This is a genomic window from Microbacterium sp. NPDC058389, assembly GCF_042722305.1.
In the GTDB taxonomy this organism is placed as follows: Bacteria; Actinomycetota; Actinomycetes; order Actinomycetales; family Microbacteriaceae; genus Microbacterium.
Genome location: NZ_JBHXJQ010000015.1, coordinates 61,228 through 84,582, shown reverse-complemented (window position 1 = coordinate 84,582; position 23,355 = coordinate 61,228). Strand labels below are relative to the sequence as shown.

19 protein-coding genes are annotated in these 23,355 nt (G+C 65.4%); 5 read left to right on the top strand and 14 right to left on the bottom strand.

Going from position 1 to position 23,355, the window contains the following annotated elements; genetic code table 11:
• The first annotated feature begins 2 nt into the window (after positions 1–2).
• Together ACFWJ8_RS17140 and ACFWJ8_RS17135 are read left to right on the top strand one after the other, a co-directional pair.
• Positions 3–962 (top strand): alpha/beta hydrolase, encoded by a 960-nt coding sequence (locus ACFWJ8_RS17140; protein ID WP_378813801.1) that lies wholly within the window; start codon positions 3–5, stop codon positions 960–962.
• A gap of 20 nt (positions 963–982) precedes the next feature.
• On the top strand, positions 983–3,616 hold the full coding sequence (locus ACFWJ8_RS17135) for a family 78 glycoside hydrolase catalytic domain (RefSeq protein WP_378813799.1): 2,634 nt from the start codon (positions 983–985) through the stop codon (positions 3,614–3,616).
• A gap of 134 nt (positions 3,617–3,750) precedes the next feature.
• On the opposite strand, the gene ACFWJ8_RS17130 is transcribed toward ACFWJ8_RS17135, so the two are convergent.
• The 4 genes from ACFWJ8_RS17130 to ACFWJ8_RS17115 form a co-directional block, all read right to left on the bottom strand.
• Positions 3,751–5,469 carry a hypothetical protein gene (locus ACFWJ8_RS17130; protein WP_378813797.1) on the bottom strand — a complete coding sequence of 573 codons (1,719 nt, stop codon included), beginning with the start codon at positions 5,467–5,469 and terminating at the stop codon, positions 3,751–3,753.
• Positions 5,470–5,590: 121 nt separating this feature from the next.
• A complete protein-coding gene (locus ACFWJ8_RS17125) occupies positions 5,591–8,869 on the bottom strand; it encodes a hypothetical protein (protein ID WP_378813795.1) in 3,279 nt (1,092 codons plus the stop codon).
• Positions 8,870–9,848: 979 nt separating this feature from the next.
• A complete protein-coding gene (locus ACFWJ8_RS17120; protein WP_378813793.1) occupies positions 9,849–10,130 on the bottom strand; it encodes a hypothetical protein in 282 nt (93 codons plus the stop codon).
• A gap of 144 nt (positions 10,131–10,274) precedes the next feature.
• Entirely contained in the window at positions 10,275–10,709 is a 435-nt protein-coding gene (locus ACFWJ8_RS17115; RefSeq protein WP_378813791.1) for a hypothetical protein, read from the bottom strand.
• A 140-nt stretch (positions 10,710–10,849) separates the two neighbouring features.
• Between ACFWJ8_RS17115 and ACFWJ8_RS17110 the strand changes: the two genes are divergently transcribed.
• A complete protein-coding gene (locus ACFWJ8_RS17110; protein ID WP_378813789.1) occupies positions 10,850–11,662 on the top strand; it encodes a LysM peptidoglycan-binding domain-containing protein in 813 nt (270 codons plus the stop codon).
• A gap of 236 nt (positions 11,663–11,898) precedes the next feature.
• On the opposite strand, the gene ACFWJ8_RS17105 is transcribed toward ACFWJ8_RS17110, so the two are convergent.
• The 4 genes from ACFWJ8_RS17105 to ACFWJ8_RS17090 all read right to left on the bottom strand — a co-directional run bounded on the left by ACFWJ8_RS17105 (position 11,899) and on the right by ACFWJ8_RS17090 (position 16,531).
• Entirely contained in the window at positions 11,899–13,335 is a 1,437-nt protein-coding gene (locus ACFWJ8_RS17105; protein ID WP_378813787.1) for a P-loop ATPase, Sll1717 family, read from the bottom strand.
• A 52-nt stretch (positions 13,336–13,387) separates the two neighbouring features.
• Positions 13,388–14,677 (bottom strand): hypothetical protein, encoded by a 1,290-nt coding sequence (locus ACFWJ8_RS17100; RefSeq protein WP_378813785.1) that lies wholly within the window; start codon positions 14,675–14,677, stop codon positions 13,388–13,390.
• Positions 14,678–14,881: 204 nt separating this feature from the next.
• Entirely contained in the window at positions 14,882–16,066 is a 1,185-nt protein-coding gene (locus ACFWJ8_RS17095) for a hypothetical protein (RefSeq protein WP_378813783.1), read from the bottom strand.
• A gap of 60 nt (positions 16,067–16,126) precedes the next feature.
• Complete coding sequence (locus ACFWJ8_RS17090) at positions 16,127–16,531, bottom strand: DUF2750 domain-containing protein (protein WP_378813781.1); 405 nt, start codon at positions 16,529–16,531, stop codon at positions 16,127–16,129.
• 870 nt (positions 16,532–17,401) lie between these two features.
• Here ACFWJ8_RS17090 and ACFWJ8_RS17085 point away from each other — a divergent pair.
• Positions 17,402–17,737: a hypothetical protein gene (locus tag ACFWJ8_RS17085; protein ID WP_378813779.1), complete on the top strand. Its 336-nt coding sequence runs from the start codon at positions 17,402–17,404 to the stop codon at positions 17,735–17,737.
• Between the two features lie 431 nt (positions 17,738–18,168).
• Here ACFWJ8_RS17085 and ACFWJ8_RS17080 read toward each other — a convergent pair whose 3' ends face one another.
• Together ACFWJ8_RS17080 and ACFWJ8_RS17075 are read right to left on the bottom strand one after the other, a co-directional pair.
• Positions 18,169–18,594, bottom strand: a complete 426-nt coding sequence (locus ACFWJ8_RS17080) for a DUF1801 domain-containing protein (RefSeq protein WP_378813777.1) — start codon at positions 18,592–18,594, stop codon at positions 18,169–18,171.
• Between the two features lie 15 nt (positions 18,595–18,609).
• Positions 18,610–18,780 carry a hypothetical protein gene (locus ACFWJ8_RS17075; protein WP_378813775.1) on the bottom strand — a complete coding sequence of 57 codons (171 nt, stop codon included), beginning with the start codon at positions 18,778–18,780 and terminating at the stop codon, positions 18,610–18,612.
• 78 nt (positions 18,781–18,858) lie between these two features.
• Between ACFWJ8_RS17075 and ACFWJ8_RS17070 the strand changes: the two genes are divergently transcribed.
• A complete protein-coding gene (locus tag ACFWJ8_RS17070; protein ID WP_378813773.1) occupies positions 18,859–19,146 on the top strand; it encodes a DUF6881 domain-containing protein in 288 nt (95 codons plus the stop codon).
• 791 nt (positions 19,147–19,937) lie between these two features.
• Here the strand turns inward: ACFWJ8_RS17070 and ACFWJ8_RS17065 are convergent.
• The 4 genes from ACFWJ8_RS17065 to ACFWJ8_RS17050 are packed head-to-tail and all read right to left on the bottom strand — an operon-like array spanning position 19,938 to position 23,285.
• Positions 19,938–20,999 (bottom strand): hypothetical protein, encoded by a 1,062-nt coding sequence (locus ACFWJ8_RS17065; RefSeq protein ID WP_378813771.1) that lies wholly within the window; start codon positions 20,997–20,999, stop codon positions 19,938–19,940.
• Positions 20,996–21,628 carry an ABC transporter ATP-binding protein gene (locus ACFWJ8_RS17060; protein ID WP_378813769.1) on the bottom strand — a complete coding sequence of 211 codons (633 nt, stop codon included), beginning with the start codon at positions 21,626–21,628 and terminating at the stop codon, positions 20,996–20,998. The genes ACFWJ8_RS17065 and ACFWJ8_RS17060 overlap by 4 nt, the downstream gene beginning before the upstream one ends.
• Positions 21,619–22,692, bottom strand: coding sequence for a hypothetical protein (locus tag ACFWJ8_RS17055; protein ID WP_378813767.1), 1,074 nt, complete (start codon positions 22,690–22,692; stop codon positions 21,619–21,621). The genes ACFWJ8_RS17060 and ACFWJ8_RS17055 overlap by 10 nt, the downstream gene beginning before the upstream one ends.
• Positions 22,689–23,285 carry a hypothetical protein gene (locus tag ACFWJ8_RS17050; protein ID WP_378813765.1) on the bottom strand — a complete coding sequence of 199 codons (597 nt, stop codon included), beginning with the start codon at positions 23,283–23,285 and terminating at the stop codon, positions 22,689–22,691. Before ACFWJ8_RS17050 ends, ACFWJ8_RS17055 begins: the two co-directional genes overlap by 4 nt.
• Positions 23,286–23,355: the final 70 nt, after the last annotated feature.

Below are 23,355 nucleotides of genomic sequence, written 5' to 3'. Positions count from 1 at the left end.
TCATGACACGCCAGTTCCATCCGGACCTCGTCGCTGCGGCAGATCTTCCTCGCGAGCCCGTGCGCGCAAAGGACATCCCGGCGATTCAGGCGGTGTTGCCGATCCCGCATCCCGCTCCTGCCGATGTGGAGATCGTCGATTTCAACGTCGATGGCGTCCATGGAGCACCCCCCGTTCGGCTGCGGGTCTATCGGCCCGTCACCCCCGGCCGCCAGACCCCCGCCTTCTATTGGATGCACGGCGGCGGCTACTTGGCAGGGTCTCCCGAAAGCGACGACCCCATCGCGATCGACATCGTCCGCCGGCTCGGGATCATCGTCGTGTCGGTTCGCTACCGGCTCGCACCGACCCATCCTGCTCCGGCTGCGCTCGACGACGCGTACTCGGGCCTGGCCTGGATCTACCGAAGCGCGGCCCGCCTCGGGATCGACCCGGGCCGAGTCGCCATCGGCGGTGGCAGTGCCGGAGCCGGCCTTGCGGCTGCGCTCGCACAGCTGACTCTCGATCGGGCCGAGTACCGCCCGGTATTTCAACTGCTCGTCGAGCCAATGCTCGACGATCGCACCGCGGTGCGCACGGACATCGACCTCACTTTCGTGCGAGGTTGGGAGGCGGAGAGCAACAGGTTCGCGTGGGAGGCCTATCTCGGGCAGCCGCCCGGGCGCGAGCACGCCCCCGAGTATGTCGTGCCCGCGCGCCGGGAAGATCTCTCGGGGCTACCGCCCGCATGGGTGGGCGTCGGCACGTTCGACCTGTTCTTCGACGAGGATCTCGACTACGCCCGCCGCCTCGAGCTCGCCGACGTGCCGTGCGAGACCTGCATCGTGCCGGGCGCGTTCCACGGGTTCGAGTCGATCTTCCCCGAGGCGCCCATCTCGAAGTCCTTCGTCACCGCCGCCGTAGAGGCGCTCGGCGTTGCGCTCGGTGTCGGCGACCGATCGAAGGCGTCCACAGGCAGCTGATGACACGGAGGAGCGTACGCATGCGCGTCACTCATCTGCGCAGCGACCTGCGCACCGATCCTCTCGGAGTGGGAACGCCGCACCCGGAGTTCAGCTGGCGCATCGAAGACGGCGCCACGGACGCGCAACAGGCTGCGTACCGGATCGTCGTCGAGGACGCCGACACCGGATGCACCGTCTGGAACAGCGGCGACGTGGCCGATAGCCGCCCGTACGGCGCGGCATATGCCGGAGAGCCGTTGACTTCTTCGCGCACCTATCGCTGGCGGGTCCGGGTTGTCGACGACGCGGGGCGCACCAGTGAGTGGAGCGCGTGGGCACGCTTCGAGATCGCCAAGATCAGAGGCGAGGGGCTCACCGCATCGTGGATCGCGCTGGATGAGACACCCGACCCCGACGATGCCGGTGTGGCTCTTTTCCGCCGCGACCTCGTCCTGCCCGCCGCCGTCGTCCGTGCGCGGGCCTACGCGTCGGCGCTCGGCTGGTACAAGCTCTTCGTCAACGGTCACGACGTCACTGGAGCATCGCTTGTGCCCCGCTGGACTCCGATGGACCACCTCGTCGAATACCAGGTGTTCGACATCACCGACAGCATCAGGGAAGGCGCGAACGTCATCGGGATGGCGGTGGGCGATGGCCGCTACCGAGGCGGGCTGAGTGCCTTCGATCGACGCAGGACCTACGGCGATCGTCTCGGAGCCCTCGTCCAGCTCGAACTCGACCTCGCAGACGGCACTTCGCTCGTCATGGTGACCGACGGCGAATGGTGCGCAGGGCGCGGCGCGATCCTGCGCAGCGATCCGATGCGCGGCGAACTCCGCGATCTGCGCCTGCCGTTCGACGACTGGTTGTCCGGCCTGATGCCCGAGCGATTCTCCCCGGTCGCCGTCCTTCCTCCGCCCCGCGGTGAGCTCATCGCGGAGTCGGTTCCCCGTGTCACGGAGGTCGCCCGGCGCCGACCGACGGCGATTCGAGTCACGCCCAGTGGTGCGCAGGTGGTGGACTTCGGTCAGAACCTCACGGGCGTCGTGCGCGTTCGTCTGCAGGGCGATCCCGGGTCCGCGGTGCGGGTCACATACAGCGAGGTCGTGGACGCCTCCGGCGAGATCGAGACCGAGTACATGTTCATGGATGCTGACAACCCCAAGTACTTCCGGGATGACATCGTCCTCGCTCGCGGCGAGCACGTCTTCCAGCCGTGGTTCAGCATCCAGGGCTTCCGATATGTCGAGATCGTGGGCGCGCAACCTCTCTCGTCAGAAGACGTGGAGGCCGTCGTCCTCTCCACCGCCCTGGAGTACACGAGCGAGTTCCGCTGTTCGGACCCGCGGCTGGAGCAGCTCGAGTCCAACGTGCGCTGGAGCCTGAGGTCCAACTTCACCGACACCGCGACGGACTGCCCCACCCGGGAGCGCGCCGGCTGGACAGGCGACATCCAGGTGTTCGCCGAGACCGCCACCCTGTTCGCGGATGTGCAGGCGTTCCTGCGGCGCTACCTGCGGAACGTGTCGGTTGAGCAGCTGCCGGATGGACGCATCCCGCCGTACATCCCGAGCGAGACGTCCGCGTTCAGCGGCCCGCTGATGGGGCCGCTCGACGCGGTCTCGAGCTCGGTCGGATGGGGCGACGTCGCCGTCCTCACCCCATGGGACCTGTACCTCGCATACGGCGATCGTGAGGTGCTCGAGGCACAGTACGAGACCGCTCAGCGCTGGGTGGCAAGCCTGGCGGCACTCGCTCTCGGCGATCGGGACGTGAACGACCGGCCGGGCACGGGAGTGGACGAGGTCGAGCGGTGGATCGTCGACCGTGGCTTCCACTGGGGCGAATGGCTTCGTCCCGGCGAGGGCGACGAGGCCATGGCGCACAACTGGACGTACGGGCGTCCCGTCGTCGCGACAGCGTACTTCGCCCACTCGTCGGCGGTCCTCTCGAAGATCGCCGGAGTCCTCGGACGGGACGAGGACCGCAGACGTTACGAAGACCATGCCGCGCGCATCAGACATGCCTGGCGCGCCGCGTTCGTCGACGACGCAGGTCGGATCGGCGAAGACAAGCAGGACGACTACGTCCGCGCCCTCGCCTTCGGCCTGCTCGATCCCGCCGACGAACCCGCCGCGCTGGCCCGGCTCGTCGCACAGATCGAGCAGGCTGACACGCATCTGGGAACGGGGTTCCTCTCCACGAAGCTGCTGCTGCCGACGCTCACCGCCCATGGGCGCACCGAGCTGGCGTACGCACTGCTCCTCCAGGAGACCGCGCCCTCGTGGCTGTCCCCTATCGCTCAGGGCGCCACCACGATCTGGGAGCGATGGGACGGATACCACCCCGACGGCAGACCCAAGGAATCCCACAACCACTACGCCTTCGGAGCCGTCGCGAGCTGGCTGTACCACGGTGTCGCAGGGCTCTCAGCGACCGCTCCCGGCTGGGCGGAGATCCGCATCGATCCGCAGATCGGCGGCGGCCTGACCTGGGCATCCGCCCGCGTCACGACCCCCTACGGTCCTGCGGCGAGCGCATGGTCGCTCGCCGACGGCGTGGTGACTGTGGACGTCGACATTCCGTTCTCCGTCAGGGCGACCGTCGTCCTCCCCGACCGCGAGATCCGCATCGGATCGGGCAGCCACCGGTTCGCCTATAGGTTGGGCTGACGGCGCCGACTCCGCCATCTCCCGAGAGCTCGAGCTCATCGCCCTGCAAGAGTACGGAGCCCGCGCCTAGCCGACGAGGCCGAGCGCGTTCGAGCCGTGACCCGGCGAAGCCAGGCCACGGCTCGCGCTCGGCGCTACGAGGTGTACGCCACGGACGGAGCCCAGCTCACGGTGCCGGCGCCGGCCGGGACGACGAACCGAAGCACGTCGCCCGCGGCGACCGTGATCCCGTCAGCCGCCGTCGCGACGCCCGTGGTGTTGGCCGCGACCGACGTGACCGTGACGCCGTTGCGCGTGACCGTCACCGTCGGCGCACCGGCATTCGCGACGACGTACCCTCGGACGCTCACCGTCCCTGCGACTGGCGCCGTCCATGTCAGCGCCGCCGCGCTCGTCGACGACGGCGTCAGCGTGAAGCGGCCGATGGCGACGCCCGACCCCGTGTACGTCGCGGTCGACGAGGCGTACGTGAGCGCGGTCCACGTCGATCCGGACCCCCGCTGGTAGCCCCAGGGCGACGATCCGAACTGAGCTGCGGACTGCGATGCCTTCGACCCCGTCGTCACGACGACGTTGTCGGCCGCGACGGTGAAGCCGGCGGTCGTGCCCCCGGCGCTCGCCGTGATCGTTCCGGCGGGCTGGTACGCCACGTTCTTGGTCACGCTCACCTGCACGGGGCTGTCGCCGCCCAGCTGTGCGATCGCGCCGTGCCCATTGGCGCCGTTCCCGTAGAAGGCGTTCGAAGACACGACGTGGTTCGTCGAGAAGTCCGCGCTGCCGTGGATGGCGAGGAACTCGATGGCGGCGCCGTAGTTGTCGCCGAAGTAGTTGCCGGCGATCGTCACGTCGTTCGTCATCGCCTCAAGGTCGATGCCGCACATGTCGGGGCTCCCGGTGTTGGGCGTGTTCACCACCATGCTGTTGACGAGGCGCACATGATTCACCCGGCCCAGGAACACCGCGGTCGTGCCGACTGCCGTGTAGCACGAGCCCTCGGTGTCGAACATCGAATCGCGCACGACGACGCTGCTGGCGTACTGCAGGGTGAGCCCGGCGCACGGCACTCCGTTACCGGGGTTGCCGACGGGCACGTTCGCATCGTCGTGCGTCTGGGTGACAGCATCCACCAAGACGTTCGTGAAGGTCTTGGACCCTTCTGAGCCGGCCGTAGGCGTCGCGGGCATATCGGTGAAGGCGCCCTGACTGACGGTGGCGATGCCCTGCGCGTTGTGCGTGGTGGCGACCCGGGCGAATGTGAGTCCGTCCAACGCGGTCTGGGTGATCGACTGGGTCGCCGTCGAGCGCACGAGGATGCCGATCTGGACGCTGTCGTGCACTGACAGGTCCGAGAACGTCAGCGAGTGGTGATTCAGCGAGGTGTAGGTCGCCATGATGCCGTAAGAGAGGGCGCCGAGCCCCGCCGACGTCCTCGCCCCGATGTCGAGGTTCGAGATCACGGCGTAGTCGGGGTTGGTGAGCGAAAGTCCTGTGCCGGTCGAGGTCGCCAGGATGCGCGGCAGCGCTCCGGAGCCGTAGGCGCTGATGGTCGCGACGGCACCCGAGGTGCCCGCGAGCGTGGGATTCAACTGCTGCGACCACGACGCCCCTCGGGCGAGCAGCAGGCTGTCACCGGCGCCGAGGGTGAGCGCGTTCGCCGGAGTGAAGGTGCACCACGGCGTCGTGGTGCTGGTGCCCGATCCGGAGTCCGAGCAGTTCGAACCGGTCGAGTTGTTGACGTAGTAGGTCGTGCCGGCTGCGAATGCGGGCGCCGGGGCACCCGCCATCCCCAACACGATGATGCTCGCAGCCGCGGCCAGCGCGAGCGTGCGAAGGGTCGGACGGGACAGTTTCATGTCGTGCTCCCTCATTGGAACGGACTTCATGGATGCTGTGCGTGCGGCTGGTGCGGGACCCCGGGGTGCCCGCGCAGAGGGTCGCTCTGCGCGGGCACCGCGGATGATCGGTGTCGGCGGGCTAGCGCCGGGAAGCGTCGACGGCGCCGCTGTCGAGGCGGACGTAGTCGATCTTCCCGTTCCAGGTGGCGCTCAGGTCGCCGTTGGTGCGGTAGCTCCACCGGAACCCGGGCTCGATCATCAGCTGCTGGATCGTGCCCTTCCACCCGGCCACCTTCGACATGTCGAGGGTGTAGTCGTGGTACTCGGCGCCGGGCTCGAGGGCGAAGACGACTCCCTTGCTGCCCTTCTCCTCCGGCACCGGCCATCCGTCGCCGGGACGGTCGTACTCCGGGTCAGCCGCGGTCGTGAACAGCAGGTAGGCGACCTGGCGGTTGTCGGGGTTGTTCATCCGGATGTGGATGTAACGCGTCGACTCCGCGGGGATCTCCAGCTTCGGGGAGCGCAGTGCCGGCTCCCATCCGCCCACGCTCCCCGCGAGCCCGTTCGCCACGGCGACCGGCGTGAAGCCCGCAGCCGTGTCCTGCGCCGCGATGACCGGAGCGCTGTACGTCGTGAACTTCAGGCTGCGCGGGGTCTCGGGCCCGTGCCAGACGCCGCCGTTGTCGACCGAGTAGTACTCGCCGAATCCGGCTGCCGGCTTCGCCGGGTCGTCGCTGTAGCCGACGCCGTAGGTGCCGCCGCCCGGAATCACGTAGGGGTTGAGGATCTGCAGCCCGTACGTCGCCGAGGTATCAAGGCCCGTCAGTCCGGGGTAGACGCTGACGAAGCCACCGGTCGTGGTGACCTGCGTCGGCGAGACCGATCCGGTGAAGAGCGTCTTGCCCTTGTGGGTCGACTCATCGGTGATCTTCACGACCCTGAAGTAGAGGCATCCCTGCGGGTCGCCCTCCTTGAAGGCCCAGACGTCGATCTGCGCCAGCTTCGAGGAGCTCACCTTGAACGTCTGCAGACGGGTGTTCAGCCAGTTGATGTCGGCGTACTGGTTGAACGTGCCGGCACTGTTGTCGAGGTCGACGACGGGGTCGGCCGATGGAGTGCCGGCCGAGGCGCATGCCGCGATCGGGTTCTCGGTCCAGCCGGCGGCCGAGTCGAACTCCCACCCCTGCTGGACCGGCTTCGCGAGCTCGATGCTGTCGATCAGGATCGGGCCGGTCGCATCGGTGAGGACGATGCGCAGCTGCTGGATCTTGTTCTTCCAGCCCTTGTTGCCCGACAGCGGGATGAGGACGCTCTGGTAGCCCTCGGCCTTGCCGGTGTCGCTCTTCGGGTTGATCGAGAACGCGACGGAGTCCTTCTCGCTGAAAGCACCGCCGTTGTTCGTGGCGAAGTACACGCGCCCCTCGGTCGCGCTCGTGCCGTTGTGGTAGGTCAGGCGCAGGCTGGTGCTGGCCGCCGCGGAGAGGCTGAGCTTCGAGGCCGATTCGATCGTCGTCGTGCCGCCGTTCGCCGTCAGCTCGAGAACGCCGCGCCGTGAACTGGCGGGCACGTTGCTCTTCCAGCCGGCGGTGTCACCGGCGACCGAGAACGTCCACTGCCCATCGACGTCGGTGGAAGCCGATTGCGACGTGTACGCGATGGCGGGTGCGAGGCTGACCTTGCCGCCGCCGGCGGAGACCACGAAGCGCACCACGTCGCCGTCGCGCACGCTGACGTCGTCGGCCTTCAGGTTCGCGCCGGAGGTGCCGGCCTGACCTTCGGCGACGACCTTGCCGTTCACCGTGACGGCGACCGTCGCGTCGGCGGCGTGGGCGACCGGGAAGGCCCGAAGGCTGATCACGCCCGAGCTCGGCGCGGTCCACGAGATGCCCGCGGCGCTGGTCGTCGACGGCGTCACGGTGAAGCGGTCGATCGACACCCCGTCTGCGCCGTACGACGACGTCGACGAGTCGTAGGGCAGCGACGACCAGGAGGTTCCGGCAGCACGCTCGTAGCCCCATCGGGAGTCGTCGTCCTCGTACTGCGCCGCGGCCTGGAAGATGTCGTCGGCGGCCGAGGTCAGCACGTTGTTGGAGGTCGTGAAGCCCGCGGTGCTCCCGCCCAGGTGGGCGTTGAGCAGTCCGTTCGGCTCGTACGCGAGGTTGTCGTTCACCGCACCCCGGACGATGTGCCCGCCGCCGATCTGGGCGATCCCACCGTCACCGGGATACGGGATGTTGTTCGACATGCCGTTGCGCACGAAGACGTTCGAGGTGAGGAGGTTGTCCACCGAGAAGTCCTCGGCGCCGTGGATCGCGAGGTACTCGACCGCCCCGCCGTAGTTGTCGCCGAAGTAGTTCCCGGCGATGGTGACGTCGCTCGTGAAGGCCTCGTGGTCGATCGCGACCATGTCGGCGTTCTGGGTGTTGGGGGTGTTCACGATCATGTTGTTCGCGACGAGCACGTTCTGCAGACGCCCCAGGAAGATCGCCGCGGTGCCGTACGTCGTGCGGCATCCTGCCGATCCATCGAGGATGGAGTCGCGCACCACGACGTTGGTCGAGTTGACCAGGGCGAGGCTGTCGGGGCATCCCACGCCGATCTGCACCGGAACCGCGGCGGGATCCGGCTGGTTGCCGTCGTCGTCGACCTGATGGATGCCGTCGACCAGCACGTTGCGGAACACCTTCTCGCCGGCCTGGCCGGGTGTCGCGGTCATGCCGATGACGTCGGCGTCCTGCACGACCGTGATGCCGTGCGCGTTGTGGGTGGTGTGGATCCCCGAGAACGTCAGTCCGTCGAGCACCGTCTGATCGACCGTCACCGCAAGGATCGAATGCACGTGGATGCCCGAGACGCGGCTGTCGTGCACCGACAGGTCGTGGAGCGTGAAGTCTTCATGGCCGAGCGAGGAGTACTCCACGAGCATGCCGTAGTCCAGCACGCCGGTGCCCGCGTCGTTCTTCGCCCCGATGTCGAGGCCGGTGACCACGGCATGGTCGGGGTTGGTCAGCCAGACGCCGCGGCCCGTGTCGCTGCCGAGGATGCGGGGCGCAGCACCGGACCCGTACGCGCCGATCGTGGCCGGCTGCTCGGCGCTTCCCTGCAGCCCGACCGTGAGCTGCTGCGTCCAGGACGCACCTCGCGCGAGGAGCAGGCTGTCGCCGGGCCCGAGCGTCAGCGAGGCCGCCGGCGTGAACGTGCACCACGGCGCGCCCGGGTCGGTTCCCGCGCTGTCGTCGGAACAGTTCGCCCCCTTCGCGTTGTCCACGTAGTAGGCGGTCCCGGTCGAAGCTGTGACCGGCGTGAGCGCGACCGGAGCCGCCACGGCGGATTCGGCAGCCACCGACGGCGGAGCGCCGAGCAGTCCGATGGCAAGAGCGCCGGTGAGCGCTGTGGTGAGAAGGGATCTGGATGTCAAGCGCATTCGAAGTGCTACCTCACTGGAGCAGACGATCATGTGGACAATGGCGTGCCGTCTGAGACGATCACGTCGGTAAAACGATTCATTCCTATGGGTAAACTCACCGTCATGTCAACAACAGAGTTTGCGGGGCTCGTTGCCGACAAGGCGCACGCCCACTGTTCTGTCGCGGCAATCTGCGAAAGAGCGCGATCCACCATGAAGTCTGGAGGTCGGTAAATCCATTCATCATCACCGATGCACTCGCCGACGCACCCGCGGAATCCGGGGCGAGCTTGGATCCCGGGGCCGCCGTACGCATCGACCCCAAGGGGCAGCCAGTCCAAACCCCCTGCGGATCACCGAGCGACCGGAGCACGCGCTCGGACACCCGCCGATCGGCGCCGAGACCGAGGGATTCGCGCCCTCGGTCTCTCTCCGGGGCGTGTCGATCGAGACGTCATCCTGTGCACGCCTGAACAAGATGCGTCGCTCAGTCCAGTGAGGATGCACGAAGCGCCCAACCCGAACAGGCGCCGGTTCGTGGCAGATATGGTCGATCTCGTGGCGCCAACGAGAAAACCCCCGGATAACCGGGGGTTCTTCTGCGGAGACGGAGGGATTTGAACCCGGTCGAGCTGCGGGCGCTGATAGACGTTCAGGGGTGGTTGCGTTGATCTGACGGTGCTCGCGGCGATATTCGGGGAGGTTCGCGGACGCTCGCAGATGCTCGCGTTTACGCGATTCTTACGCACCATAATCGCCGTTGCACCGGGCTTGATGCCCCGATTCGTGTGGGTCAGGTCACTTCCACCATGGGCACGAAGGAGGCGAGTCGGGAGGGGTCGCAGTTGGATCCCACAGTGATCTCGCGTCCTCGGTCATGGGGTCCATGCTCTCACCGGGCATCGACCCGGCTACCCGCTCGCTGCGCCACCCGAGTCGACGCGCGAGCGCGCCCACGATTGCCACCTGCCTTCGCCCGCCACCGGTCGGCCTACGTGCCGTGGGAGTCCTCTAACCATTGGTCGATATCCGCGAGCTCGCTTCGGATCTTGCGTCGCTCCTCCGGGGTGAAGCGTCTGACTTGCAGGGCAAGGACCGCGTCTGCCGCGGTCGGGCTGATCCCGAATGCTTCCTGCAGGGCAATCCGTAGCTCGTCGGTGTCGCCCTCGACGGACGCGCAGATCTCGACGAGTTCTTCGAGTCGGTCCAGTACCTCGAGGTAGGCCGCGATGATCTCGCGGCGCCCGAGCGCATTTCGTCGGTCGTCATCCACGCCGCCACCATACCGACGCGTCGCGCGTTCCCCACCGCTTTAACTCGTGGGATGGGGAGCGCTCGCGCGACGGTCCTGCACCGTGCGAAGGTCCGTTCATCGGCAGACAACGCGCGGCCCGTGTAGCCACGATGTCTCTCTGCGTCAGACGGTCCAGCGATCGATGTGGGGTGTGGCCGACCTGTCGTCCTCGAACGCGTACTCGAGCTCAATCTCGATCTTCGGCATGCTTAGTCGACGGTCGACCGTGTACTCGAGTTGCTGGCCATAGCGGACGAAGTTCGAACTCCTGAGGTCGACATGTTTCTCCCACCCGGGAGTAACGACCCGCAGTCCTAAGACAGCAATGTCTCGCCCTGACGTGTTCGTAAGGCGACCGAGGTACTCCTTTGGACCGGGGGTGAGATTCACCTCCCATGGCGCAGGAGCGTAGCGCTTTGCGAGATCGAGAGACTCCTGGGCGATTCGGTTGGCTTCACGTGCGCGGCCGTTCGCGAGATGGGCGACGACCACCGCCCAAATCGCAATCCCAGCAGAAGCAACTAATCCCACGAGCGCAATCAGGTCTGAGAGTTCCACGACGCCGACTGTAGCGATCTACCCAGGTCCTGCCGGGGAGCACTGGCGTAGGCATGCCCGCCGACGGTCCGTAAACGGGCACCGCCCGCTGAGGGGCCTCATCGTGTGGTCAATCCGGCGTACCCGCTAGATTCACGAGCATGAACCGAGCAGCCAAGGTCACCACGGCCGTCGTCGCCAGCGCAGTCGTCGTGGGGATCGGTTTCGCCGCAGCAGCCATCACGCCGGGCATCGGCTTCGCACCGGACGCAACCGCGGCTGGTGACTCGATCGACGCCAAGAGCACGAAGAACAAGACGAGCGTCGTGGCCGCCGAGCCGGAGTCCGCGGCCGTCGCTGACGGAGCACTGTGCGCCTCCCGCGCCCACATTCCTTGGGTGCAGCGCGAGTTCCCAGCGCTAGTCGGCACGCTGGTCGACAACGGCCCGACGGAACTCGCCGACGGGCAGGTCGGCTACGACGCCGAAGGACAGATCGCAACCTACACTGTGCAGCCCGGCGAGGCCGGCGAGTCGATCGGTAACCGCTTCTGCATCGACTTCCTCTCCCTGGCGAGCTACAACGGCCGCAACGGCCCGAAGGTGATCCAGCCTGGCGATGTCCTCGTGCTGCGCCCGACCAAGGAAGACTGGGCTGAGCGCTCCGCCGCACTCGTCGCCGCCTACGATGCCGCCGTCGCCGCGTGGGGACGTCCATTGCCGACTGGCTACACGTGGCCCACTCCTACGGACCGGATCGCCAGCGTGGAGAGCGCGCCGCGGACGGTCGTGTACGACTGGCTCTGTGCGACCGCTGACGCCGCCGCACGCGGCGACGCTGCGGCTGCCGCTGCGCTCGTTGAGCACCGCGATGCCCTCGTAGTTGAGTTCGCCGACGTCGGCGCGGACATCGACGAGGGCGACTTCCGCACACTCCAGCAGCAATTCGCAATACCTGTCGAGATGCGCCCCTAGCTGCCCTCATTCAACGGTCGCGACTTTCAGCCTGGGGACTCGCCCGCCGGAGCTGTACGCGCCGCCTGACTCTCAACCACAGGAAACTGGTTAGCAACAACAGCACACCACGGGAGTTGATTGGCGCCGTGCGGAGATCATCCCTTTGCGGGCAGTGCGCGGTGAGGTCCCTGCTCGGGCTGTGGTCTGTAGCGAGCGTGGCAGCGGCGCGGCGAGATTCTGGGCGGGTGGTCTCGTCAGTTCCAGGGACGATTCCAAGCTCGCGTGAGTGCATCGTGGAGCATGAACTCGTAGCGAGTAGTGAAGCCGGCACCGGCCGTGCGCCGAAAGACAAAGTCGGTGTGCTGTCCGTTCTTGATGCCGATTCCGCCGGTCTCGAACATTTGCTTCAAGAGGCTCTTGATCTCAGTTGGATCGAGCTCACCCTTGAGTTCCTCGGTCATGTACTGGAAGTTGAAGAGTCGGGTAGGGGCGGTGCGCAGGGCGTCCTTAAAGCTAGCCACCTGTCGCGCGTTGCCGGCGGGGAGCACGCCAGCAAGGTTGTCGAAGATCTCTCCCACGAAGTACTGCTCGCAATAGTTACGGACGGCTCGCTTCGCGTTTTCCTCAGGGACTCGTCCGTTGCCGCCGTACTCGAGCTGCAGGTGCCCGAGCAGAGCAACAAGGTCGCGCGGTAGCAATCGGGTGTGGTCCAGCAAGAACTCAGCGAGGTTGCGGTGTGGCCCAATGACGACCGGTCTGCTCAGATACTGACCGATGACGCTTGTGACTTCAGGCTTAGCAACGGCAGCTTTCCGAGTCACAAGTTTCCACAAGTGGTTGTCTGCACCGATTCCGTGAGCGTGCCAATCGAGGTGGACAGCGTGGGGCTTCAGCTTATTGATCTCAGGGCCTGGCAGGAGATCCACAATGTCTGAGCGCGCGGCCACGACAATCGAAACAGGGAGTCCAGACTCCTTGAGTTCTCGGTTGATTGTCCACACCGCTTGCATCAGCCCTGCAAGCGAGGCCCACTCGTCTTCTAGTTCGAAGAAGAACGAGTCGAGTCCGTCGATTGCGATGATGTGTCTACTGTCGGTGCCCGTCGTCGCGATCTGCTCCCGGATGTAGTGGCTGACGTCGAGCGGCGTGATCGACGCTGCATCAAACTGCGTCTCAGCGCCGATCACTTTCGCGTCGAACTTCAACCTGGTGCTCGACCAGCGCGCAACATTCGCCGTCCAGTTGGTGTTGAGGTATCCGCTCGCACGCAGCGCCTTCACCATCGCTCCGAATGTCCCGGGTGCGAGAAGGCCTTCGTCGGCGTCGAGCGTCTCGAGAACTCGGAGAAGTAGCACGAACTCCCACGCGGCCTGAGCGCGTGCGCCACCGGGGGTTTGCCCCGTTGCGATCCGGGTCACGTCGTTAACGGGGAATCCGGCCAGATTCCAGTAGGTGAAGAACCTGTTCCAGCGGGGTTCCCAATTGAGTCGTATGTTCTCCAAGACGGCCGACTTTCCCGAGCCCTTCGGGCCAAGAACTAGCCATGCCGTGCCCTCGAGTATCCCCTGCACTGCCTGTCGGTAGTCGTAATAGCCATCCCGCAGCAGCTCCGGGGAGTCTGCAGCCTCTTGTGTGGCGTCGAGATGACCAAAGTGAAGCGTCGAGAACTTCGGCAATGCAGCTTCGGGCATGCGCCGATACTAGCGATCGCCAGATCGGTCACCGGTGCGCCACTCGACGGGCTCAATCCTTCTCGCCGCTGCGGCTCTCAGCGAGCCGTCGTGCGACTGGGACGGCGAGGGGTGACCGCTCCCACACGGACTCGAGGATCGGATTCCGTGCCTCCCGGTTGGGCGGCACGTCGAGCGAATTCCCCAGGGGCCAGGTGCGCTTCGCCGGGTCTTCGACAATCTCCTGTAGTTGCTGTCCTGCTTCGGGGCCAGTGAGCGTTGCTAGATGTTCGATATCGCGGAGTGAGCCAAGCAACGTCGGGGTGCCTTCGGCCAACTCGCGAGTGTGGTCGTTTCCGACGATGTAGAAGGGTTCGGCTGTGATGATCAGGCCGATCATCTGGCGGGGGTTGCCGAGCTGGGAGAACTCGGGATGGCGTGCAGCGATCATGGCGGCAGACCTCTCGATCTGCTGCTTCGCCTTACCAATGTCCCTCTTGAACTGGGCGTCGAGCGCTGCGGTGCCAAGTTGTGTGCCCAAGGTTGCACGCGACGCCTTGCATTCGACGATGACGAGCAGGTCGTCGCTTGCGAGGAACCAGTCGGCGCTGAGCTGCCCCTTCTCGTAGGTGACCTCGCCGACAATCGTGAAGTGTGGCGAAAGGAGTTCGATCTGCTTGCCGACGTACTGCTGGACCCGGTTACCGAGATCGCGGGTGAACTCGTCGCCCCACGCGTCCCTCCCGCGGTGGTAAAGAACGCTGGGCGAGACGGCGCCGTAGATCAGGCTCGGCACCGGGGAAAACACTCCGCTGCCAACATCGACAAGAGGTGTGCGAATGAGCGGGTTGTATGAGAAGCGGCGGTGCGCAACTTCACCGGGTGAGACCGAGGTGGCTGCGACTCTCATCTCTTCGAGCGTCCTTGTTAGTCCCGCCACCATGATGGGTAGCGACTGAGAGTATCCAAGTACGTCAACGACCTCCTCGAATTCCGGCCGGAGTTCGAACCGTCCGGAGGATTGCATGACGACGGTGTGGATGATGAACGACATTGTAAGAATGTCAGCCAGCGGAGCCCCAAGGATCTCGTCCCAGGGCCATTCCCGCGATCCGTCGTATGCGTCTTCGAAGAGCGCGATCGATCGCACGATCTCCTCGTACTGAGACTGCTGGTACGGGAACTGCTCGTACAGAATCGGCGTGAGAAGGGATTGGATGTCGTCGCCATGGACGTCGTGGGTCTCGTTGAATAGGTTGAACAGCCGTGCCAGCTTGCGTTCGGAAAGTTGACCGGCACGCCCTTCATGACTTGCGACGATGCAGTCTCGGACCATCGCTGCGGCAATCCAGGGTGGGCGCATTCCTCGCCGAAGCTGTACATCCCAGCCGCCCCGCTTCGCGCAATATCGCGCGAGATACTCTACGAGGTGACTCGGTGCGTACGCCCGCACCGCCTGCACGAAGTCCGAGTACGTCGGAGTCCGTCCCCCGAAAGTCATCACACTCAGAAGGGTATGGGAGAGCGCCGACATGGGCTGGTCCGCCGTGGACTCCGACGGGCCTCATCAGTTGCGTCGTGGAAACGCCTCACCCGATGGCCACGTCGCGCCGACGCCAAAGAACTCGCCGGCCGAGATACTTGGCTCATCGTGCGTGATCGTCCCATCACGGAGTGATGCGCGCCGCCAAATGCGCAATGGATCGATAACGGCTGTGGCATGCGGGTGAAGCCACATCTCGGGGACTTCTGCGGCTACGCGCCACGGAGCCACATTGTGTGCGATAAGCACCCCGCTGACATGCGTGTGCTTCCAGTCATCTGGAGAGCCCCAGTACCCATCGCGTTCACGGATCGAACGGGCGCTCCCGGGCTCGCCAATCGTGTACTGGATCTTCCATGTTCCGAACAACGCGCTGATCGTGTCTTGATCGTCGTGGAACGGGGTGCCGATCATCACCGCGACGGCGAGCGGTGCGTCCAGCGGGCCGTACGCGTTGCCCTTGGCGCGAATGGTTCGACGTAGCTGGGAGGCGTCATCAAGCCACTGCGCTTCGCCGGAACCGAACACCCCCAGCACTCGATGATCGGGAGCGCCGCGAGCCTCGGCTCGAACGGGCAAGGGGCGAAACCAGACGCGCCAGCCGTGCGACTGCCAGAGCAGGTGATCACCGTCCAGCTCACGCCCGAGCCGAATCTCGGTGTTGTCGGGGTCGAGGCCTGCAAGCCATGCCTCGAGATCACGCCTCAATCGTTGCGTCGCTGGCGCAGTAGGCCCGATCTCCTCGACATCAATCGAAAGGAAAAAGTTCGGACAGTGGATACTCTCCACGATGTCGTATAGCGTCTGTCGCCGTGCTGTGGCGCCAGTGTCGGCATCCGAACCAAAGATGCAGGTTGCCTCCACGTAGTATCGCTCGTCGCCGCGAGTCACACGAAAGTCGGGCGGCCGAGGGCCCGCGACCTCTGGATGGATCTCGATGTCGAAGCCAGCCCGGAGAAACGTCTCGTGGAGATATAGCTCCCAGAATGCAGCGGCCGATTGCCGGTCATGAGGGGATCGAAGCCGAGCGACCAGATCGCGTCGAGCGTTGTGCGGGAGTCGAGCTGCCCAGCTCTCCACAAGATCACGAACTTGGTCCCAGTACGCGCCGGCGACTCGGTCGAGGAATCTGGCCGAGCTCTCCGAATGCGCAGCGGGAGCGGGGTCGGTTCGCTCGAATCGTTCGAACACTCCGCCGTCGGTCTTCACCCCTCCAACTTGGCGGGGGCGTATGACACGGCGGTGTTCAAGCGCTCGGTAGCAGGTCCCTCAGCGCACGGGCGGGTTGTTGGGTGCAAGCGTGCCGGCGCCGCTCGATCGTGAGTGAAGCCGAGCATCGAGGCCGGCGAGGACCTCGGCCGGTGTGAAGTCATATCCGGTCGCGCCAAGTCCGGACCAGTTCGCTCCGATCTGAAGACCATCCTGCGAGAGATCCGGGATCCACTTGTCGCGGAACTCGGCGAGTGTCAGGCGTACCGGGATGAAATGTTGGTATGCGGAGACGTTCTCGATGATCTTCCGAGCGCGACTCTCCCTCGACCAGAAGGGCATCGCACGCGCGCCAGACCTGTTCTTCGGTGCGGGAAAACCACCGTCGTCACGGATAGCGAAGACTTCGCCGTGCAGCGGTACCTCCGTGAAGAACGCTGACGATTGGGCCGCGCTTACAGACACACGGTGTCCTCTCGAGGATGTGGATGGCATGCTCAGGGTTGAGCGGGCCATAAGCCCGTACGACGGCCGTCACAGCGTGCGGTCTCTGGGTCGGACTACGCCATTATCACTACCGGCTCGGCGGCAAGCTGCCAGTTGTGGAGAACTACATGCGGATCCGGAGGATGCGCGGGACGGTTACAGCCGCGCCGCCGTGACGTCCCGCGCACGATTTCCGGTCGGGCATCGTGCCGCTGCCGCTATGGTGTCGGTCATGACACGCTCATCGAATGAGCGACGGACGATGTGGTCTGTCGCCTTGATCATTGCCGCAGTAGTCGTGGCGGTTGGGGGTGTCGCCGCGGTGATCGGAAGCTTCCACCTCGCGGTCATCTGCGCAGTGCTGCTGATCCCGGCTCTCGTAGTCACGGGCGTCCTCTGGTTCGTCGCCAGGAACACGACTCGCGCTTGAGGGGCTGCGCGTTTCGCGGTCCCCTTGCGGGCACTGCGGTCATTCACCAGGGCAGAGTCGTGCTTCAGGGTGTCATTCGCTGCGCTCGCAGCTGACTTATCCACACACGCCTTGGTTTGGCTATCCGGGTGAGCCGGATTGCTACTATCCGTCGAGAGTCGCGGAGATTGGTTACCAATCCTCCGGATGCTTCGCCGACGGAGTCACAGCACCTGGAGAACGCGGGGAAGTCGAATGACAAGGAGCAGTGCGTCTTGAGAACTGTGCGGACTCTGATCGGATCTGTCGTGTTGACGGGGGCGCTGACGCTGGCGGGCTGTGCATCATCCGGCAGTGACACAGCGCCGGACGGGGCTGCCAATCCGACCCCGGAGCGAAGTGCGATCCCCGCCGCAGCGCCAACCCCCGGATCCAGTGCTGTGACGGATGCCGAGACATGTTCGGCGATCGGTGACGTCATGTCAATCCGATTCAATGCCGATGTCGCGGTTAGCGAAGGGCGCATGGATACGCAAGAGCAAGGCGGCTGGTACCGGCTCGCGACAATCGTGCTCAGCCGTGTACCCACCCGTGGCGAGGGGCCCGTGAGCGACTCTGTGTCCGCGCTCCAGTCGGCCGTTCCGCCCGTGGCGCTCGCGGCGTATGGCCGCGGCGTGATCGGATCGGACGACTTGGATCAGCAGTGGTCCGCGGTCATGCAGTCCTGCACGGAAGCGGGATCCGAGATCGCGACGGTGGCATTCACGGGCGGCTAAGGCCGGCCAATACCCTATTGGGATCCATCTGCGGGCGCTGCCCGGATGACGGTGGTCACGTGCGGGCCACACGCTCGATACGCGCACGCCGCGGGGTTGCTACTTGATCGACGAAGCCCCCGCTCGACAAGGTCGGGCGAGGGCTCGCTTGGGTATCTCAGCGATCGCGGCTCATAGTCTGTGTCCTTCCCTCGGGATAGCGAATCTAGCCAGCGATGCGTGCTTTGACAACCACTGTCGTCACGTCGCCAAAATGAAGAAGGTTGTCGGGGTGTCGGCGGGAAGGAAAGGCTGACTTCGAGCGCGACAGCGGGGTTCCGACCTCGATCCTGATGCGGGGCAGTGCGCGGGAGGGGTTCGAGGCGTGCTGGTCTCAGCCGCGCGATTGAGATCCCCTTGAGGCGCAGTGCCTGCGAGCGCCCCGAGCTGTTCTAGCCGGCGGGCTCGTCGTCGCCGCGCGCCCAGGCGATGGCGACGAGTCGCCGGAGCACGTCGAGGTCGACATCGTCGAGTTTGCGGACGTAGACGCAGCCAGCACCCTCGGTGTAGCGGCCGAGCTCGGGCAGCAGTGCGGCCCCCTCGGGGAGATCCTTGAGCCCGTACAGGGAGAGGGCGGACTTTCGCGGCGCGAACCCGGTCTTGGGCCAGTCGCCCCGGGTTCTGGGATCTGCCCGTGAAACGTATCGGTAACTGCCGTACCCGACGATCGACGGCCCCCACATCACGGGGTCGGTGCCGGTCACCTCGCGAAACAGGTCCGCGAGCGCAAGCCCGTCGTCGCGCCTACGTGCTGGCGTCGCCGCGGCGAGGAAAGCCTGGACGTCGGCATCCGTCGGCTGCGTCTTGTTCTCGGCCATTGTCCCGATTGTCCCTCAGCTTTGCGCGTGCTTGAGGGCGCGCTCGGTGAAGTAGCTCACCGCACCGTTGGTGTCCTCGATTCCGAACACCCACTTTCCCGCGGGGGTTGCGCGGACGTCGATGACCGTACCGCGCGCAAGGGGTGTGAAGACGTCGTCGCCCGGCTTGAATCCTGCGCTGCTCATGATCAGAGAGTACGTCGAGGCAGGGTGAGTGCGCTCTGCTTGCAACCTGGCGACAGACACCTCGGAATGGATCGAGTTGTGAGTAGCACTCATTACCTGCGGGTGGGTTGGACATCTGGCGATCCTGACGAGCCGGTCCTGCTGTGGTCCCACGTGGTCGATGGATGGGAGGTGCGGAAGGTCGACGAGTACGCCGACGGGCGACTGGCTTGGGCGGACGCCGACCATGCGACGGGCAGCACCATGCTCGGCCAGGCACCTATGCCCTCTCCTGAGGAGATCGCGGTGGACCCGCAGTTCGCCGTTGAAGTCGTCAACGAGGCCACCTTCGAGCTCGTGTGGGCGCAAGCTCGCGCTCATCTGTGACCCGCAGCGGCCCTCGGTCGAGGCGAGTTCCGCGTACGCAGGCCGGTCGATGACCGAGCGGGAGGTTGACTACCTGGACTCGTCAGGTGGCGCGATGATCGCCTCCGGTGTGATCGAACGCGTCCTGCGTATCCGGCCGACAGCCAAGGCAGCCACGACAAGCGAGGCGATCCCCAAAGCGACAGCGAGCAGAAGTGCTGGCCCCGTTCTTCCGTTGGCGAGCGCCGCTACACCGAGCCAGATCGCAGCGAGGAACCCCGCTGAAGCGAGACCAAGGACGATCGCCGGGGCTGAATATCGCACGGCTGACACTCTGCTCGGCCACGTGGAACTCCGCAACGGGGCGCGCGCATGCCGGTCCGTCTACGGGCTCGCCTCAGGGCTCCCGCAGAACGCCGGCGCCGCGAGCAATCGCGGAGACAATCCTGTCGCGCTGCGCGATCGAACGAACCTACAAGTGACAACCCCGACAGCTCCGGAAGGACCGTTGACCCGGTCGAGTTCGAAGCCATCGGGAACACACCAGCTGGTCTGGCTGCGTGACTATGAACTGTCACCTAGCCGCGCAGCAGTCCCGGGCTTGCCGCGGTCAACCCAGCGCGTGTGAGCCTTCAACGCGTGCAGGACTGCCAGCCGCACGGCGATGTATACCCCCAGCACCCCTAGTACCACGACCGCAATCGACGGGAGCCACAGCAGAAAGTAGGTTCCTGGAACGTCCATTGGCATCACGCCAGCCTTTCGACAGTAAGAGCACATGCATAACGAGTTTGAAAGCGTCAGCCGCCACGCTACTTACGCGTCCGGATGACGTGCGCGACATTACCTGCGGTCACCAAGCATGCGAGGCTCGTGGTCATCAGATACGCGGCCGACGCACTCAGGAGCAGTGATGTCAGTCCGGCCGACGCGGAGACATTCTGGTAGGACAAAGGAATCTGAGTCCGCAGAACGCCCTGAATCAGCAGCGACAGTGCCAGCCCGGCAGTTACGATCAACGCGCCTTCGAGCGCAGCAACGAGCCAAACCCACCGACGAGAGATTCCCACAAGGCGGTAGAGCGCGTACTCGGGGCGTCGCGTGACCAGGAGACTGCCAATGGCGATACACGCAACAAACGCAGCACCGATCCAACCGAACCTAGTTGGTCGCGTCGCCCAGGATTCGGTGACGGTGTCGCTTGCTTCGGCGGCCCCGAGTGTCTCCATCCGCAACCTCTCCGCGCCCGAGAACGCCGCAGGCAGGGCCTGCTTGACCACGTCTGACATCCCTCGCTCGACCTCGATCCAGCATTCGCCCACCGAAGAGGGGGCCACGTCGATATACGTGATCCACCGGCTTCGGTCGCTCGCTCGTTCGTTCTGCGGAAGCACGTCTACCGTCCAAGTCCCGCCGTCACCGATCTCAAGCTGAGAGCCATCGAGCACGCCCAACTCTTCGCGGAGTGACGGCCCCGCGACAGCCTGAGCTTGCGAATCGGGGCCGGGTTGATAGCCAAGAATGTGGAGGTAGCCGGTCGTGCCCGAGACCGTCCGCACGGACACTGCTGCGAGTTCGAGAGTGTCCACCACGGGCACCGAGACCCCTCCAGCCGAACGCACGCCTGCCAAGGATCCGAGCGATTCGCACTGCCGTCCGTCCAGAGGCCCGGCCTCATCGCGAATCACGAATACGTTGGATCCCTTTGCCTCGTCGGCGGCAAGAGCGCTCATCGCCGATGCCGCTGTCGCCGCTTCGATCGCGGCGACCGACCCCATCGCCCCCGCGGTGAGACACATTCCAAGGAGGAGTCGCCACGGGTGTGCAACTGTCGTGCGCCACGCCTCGCGCCATGCAATGGAACTTCGCGTCACGGCGCGACACCTCGCAGCGAGATTGTTGAATCGCACGCCTCTGCGACCTCGGGGTCGTGCGTTGCGACCACTACAACCTTCCCGGCCCGGGCAGCAGCGCGGAGGCTGCGCGTCACCAACGTGGTGTTGTCCGCGTCGAGGTTGCCGGAGGGTTCATCGGCGAGGATCACGCTGCTCGCCGAGATCAGACAGCGAGCGATGGTGACTCGCTGCCTCTCCCCTCCAGACAGGTTGTTGACAATCTCCCCGCATCGGTCACCAAGACCGAGTTCCTCAAGAGCCTCGCGTGCAGCTGCGGTCGCCTCTGTGTCAGAAGAGCCCGTGGCCAGGGCCCCAAGGGCGGTGTTATCCAGCACGGTACGCCCCGAGAGCAACACGTTGCTCTGGAGTACCCAGGCGCACACTTGACTGTGATTTCGCCACGCGCCCTTTTCGTTGGCAAGCGCTACCGACCCTGTGCTTGGCCGGCGGACTCCACCGATGATGTCGAGTAACGTCGACTTCCCGGTCCCTGACGGACCGGTGATTGCGGTCATTGTCGAGCCTTCGAAGGTTGCCGATAGCGGGCGGAACAGGTACGGCGCGGCGGCCTCGTAACGATAGGTGACATCGCGGAGAATCAGCTGCATTGCAGGGCCGTCCCGACAGATGCCGGATTGACGAGGACATCGTCGGTGGCGCTGAGCTGCCCGTCGACGCGCGCTGTCCCCACGCTCCCGCTGAGCACCTCGACGCGGACGACGTCTGGTTCGGTTCCGTTCGAACGTCTGGCGAGACAGGTGTTGCCATCGGCGTCCACAACAACGGCAGACGTAGGGACTTGCCAGCCGACGACGGCTTCCTTTCGCTCGACGCGTGCCTCAACCTCTTCTACGCCGGTAGCACCGAGCGCTCCCTCGAACGACGCAAGGGTGTCGACCGCGTCGATCCGCGCGCCGTCGAACGGGACGGCCAGTCCCTTGAGGCTCAGGATCCATCCCTCGTGGTCTTCGGGCAAGCCCTCAGGTGCAGATGTCGCGACCTCGACGAGTGACAGCCGCGGAGGTGTTGACAGCACGGGTTGGCCCGCCGCTGGGGCAATGGAGCCAGGTGACACGAGCGGAGCCGCGACTGTGACGCTGTCGGCCGGGATCCAAATCACCCATGAGGGATCAAACGCACCAATCTGGCTTGCCCCCGCCACACCGAGGTCCACAGCGAGCTGCCTTACCCCTTTCAGGCTCGCCGAGTTCCAGCCGCCTTGCGAGTAGGAGTAGCCGAGCGATGCAAGCAGTCCATTCACCGCGGCGACGTCCCCGGGGGCGGAGTCCTTCGACACGGGACCAAAGAACGGCCAGTCTGTGTGCGCGGCGATTCGCCACACCCCATCGACACGCAGGACCCTTGAACCGGTCGATACCGCTTGCCCTGGCCCGACCGCGACCTCGGTTACGGTCCCCGACCATGCCGGCGCGAGCAAATCTGTGCCGTCCACCCAATGCAATTGCAGGTTCACGGGTCGCGAGTCCAGGAAGTCCGCCTTATGGATCCTCATGTACGAGGGTTTCTCAGCCGGCATGACGAGTTCATCAGTGCGCGGAACGAACAGGGCCGCCGCGACCATCGCGGATATCGGGACTACGAACACGAGCGCGATTAGGAACGTCGCGAGGTGGTCCGACCCCGAGTGTGCCCGCCGCTTCTTCTTGCTCATTCGACGTGATCTTGAGTAAACCGGTCATTCGTCCACGTCGCGAAGAACCCAGGGTGCTCGTCCAGGCACTGCTGCTCCGCATCGGACACCGTGTCGTCGCCGATGATCGCTTCCACCATGTCGGCAGCAGTCGCATCCTCGGACAGGTCCGCGTGCCCGGCGCCATCCATGCAGGCAAGCACGGTGGGCTGTTCCTTGTCCCGTTCAGCGGGGGTGAGCAACTGCTGATACGCCCATACGGCACCGACTTCGCGGAAGTACTCGCCGATACAGGCGTCGGCCAAGACTTGGGTGTTCTGCTTGTCCTCATCGGACGAGTACGAGTATTCGTAGTCGAAGGTGAGTTCGTTGTTGCCGATCTCGTAGATCTCGCCGGGCACCGCCCCCGCTGCTTCGACGCAGTCTCGCCTGGCCAGCAGGGCCTTCTCGTACTCAGCGGAGGTTACGACGCCGTCCGCAATCAAGGGTTTCTGATAGTCGCTGGTAGCTGCAAGGACAGCTTCCAGGTCCAGTTCTTGCGGTGCGGGGTCCGGAGCAGTCTCGGCGCATCCCGCCAAGGAGAGGGCCAGTATGGCCGAGAGGGCGGTGATCATTGCTTTCCTGCGCTGTTGCATGGTTTCTCCGAGATTGGTGCTCGCCGCTCGGTGGATATCCGAGCGGCGA

Coding starts and splice junctions, on each gene's coding strand:
- ACFWJ8_RS17060 (WP_378813769.1), bottom strand. CDS start 21,628: ATGCAGCTGATTCTCCGCGATGTCACCTATCGTTACGAGGCCGCCGCG.
- ACFWJ8_RS17130 (WP_378813797.1), bottom strand. CDS start 5,469: ATGAAACTGTCCCGTCCGACCCTTCGCACGCTCGCGCTGGCCGCGGCT.
- ACFWJ8_RS17055 (WP_378813767.1), bottom strand. CDS start 22,692: ATGAGCAAGAAGAAGCGGCGGGCACACTCGGGGTCGGACCACCTCGCG.
- ACFWJ8_RS17080 (WP_378813777.1), bottom strand. CDS start 18,594: ATGGCCGAGAACAAGACGCAGCCGACGGATGCCGACGTCCAGGCTTTC.
- ACFWJ8_RS17100 (WP_378813785.1), bottom strand. CDS start 14,677: ATGCGCCCACCCTGGATTGCCGCAGCGATGGTCCGAGACTGCATCGTC.
- ACFWJ8_RS17140 (WP_378813801.1), top strand. CDS start 3: ATGACACGCCAGTTCCATCCGGACCTCGTCGCTGCGGCAGATCTTCCT.
- ACFWJ8_RS17105 (WP_378813787.1), bottom strand. CDS start 13,335: ATGCCCGAAGCTGCATTGCCGAAGTTCTCGACGCTTCACTTTGGTCAT.
- ACFWJ8_RS17110 (WP_378813789.1), top strand. CDS start 10,850: ATGAACCGAGCAGCCAAGGTCACCACGGCCGTCGTCGCCAGCGCAGTC.
- ACFWJ8_RS17050 (WP_378813765.1), bottom strand. CDS start 23,285: ATGATCACCGCCCTCTCGGCCATACTGGCCCTCTCCTTGGCGGGATGC.
- ACFWJ8_RS17135 (WP_378813799.1), top strand. CDS start 983: ATGCGCGTCACTCATCTGCGCAGCGACCTGCGCACCGATCCTCTCGGA.
- ACFWJ8_RS17075 (WP_378813775.1), bottom strand. CDS start 18,780: ATGAGCAGCGCAGGATTCAAGCCGGGCGACGACGTCTTCACACCCCTT.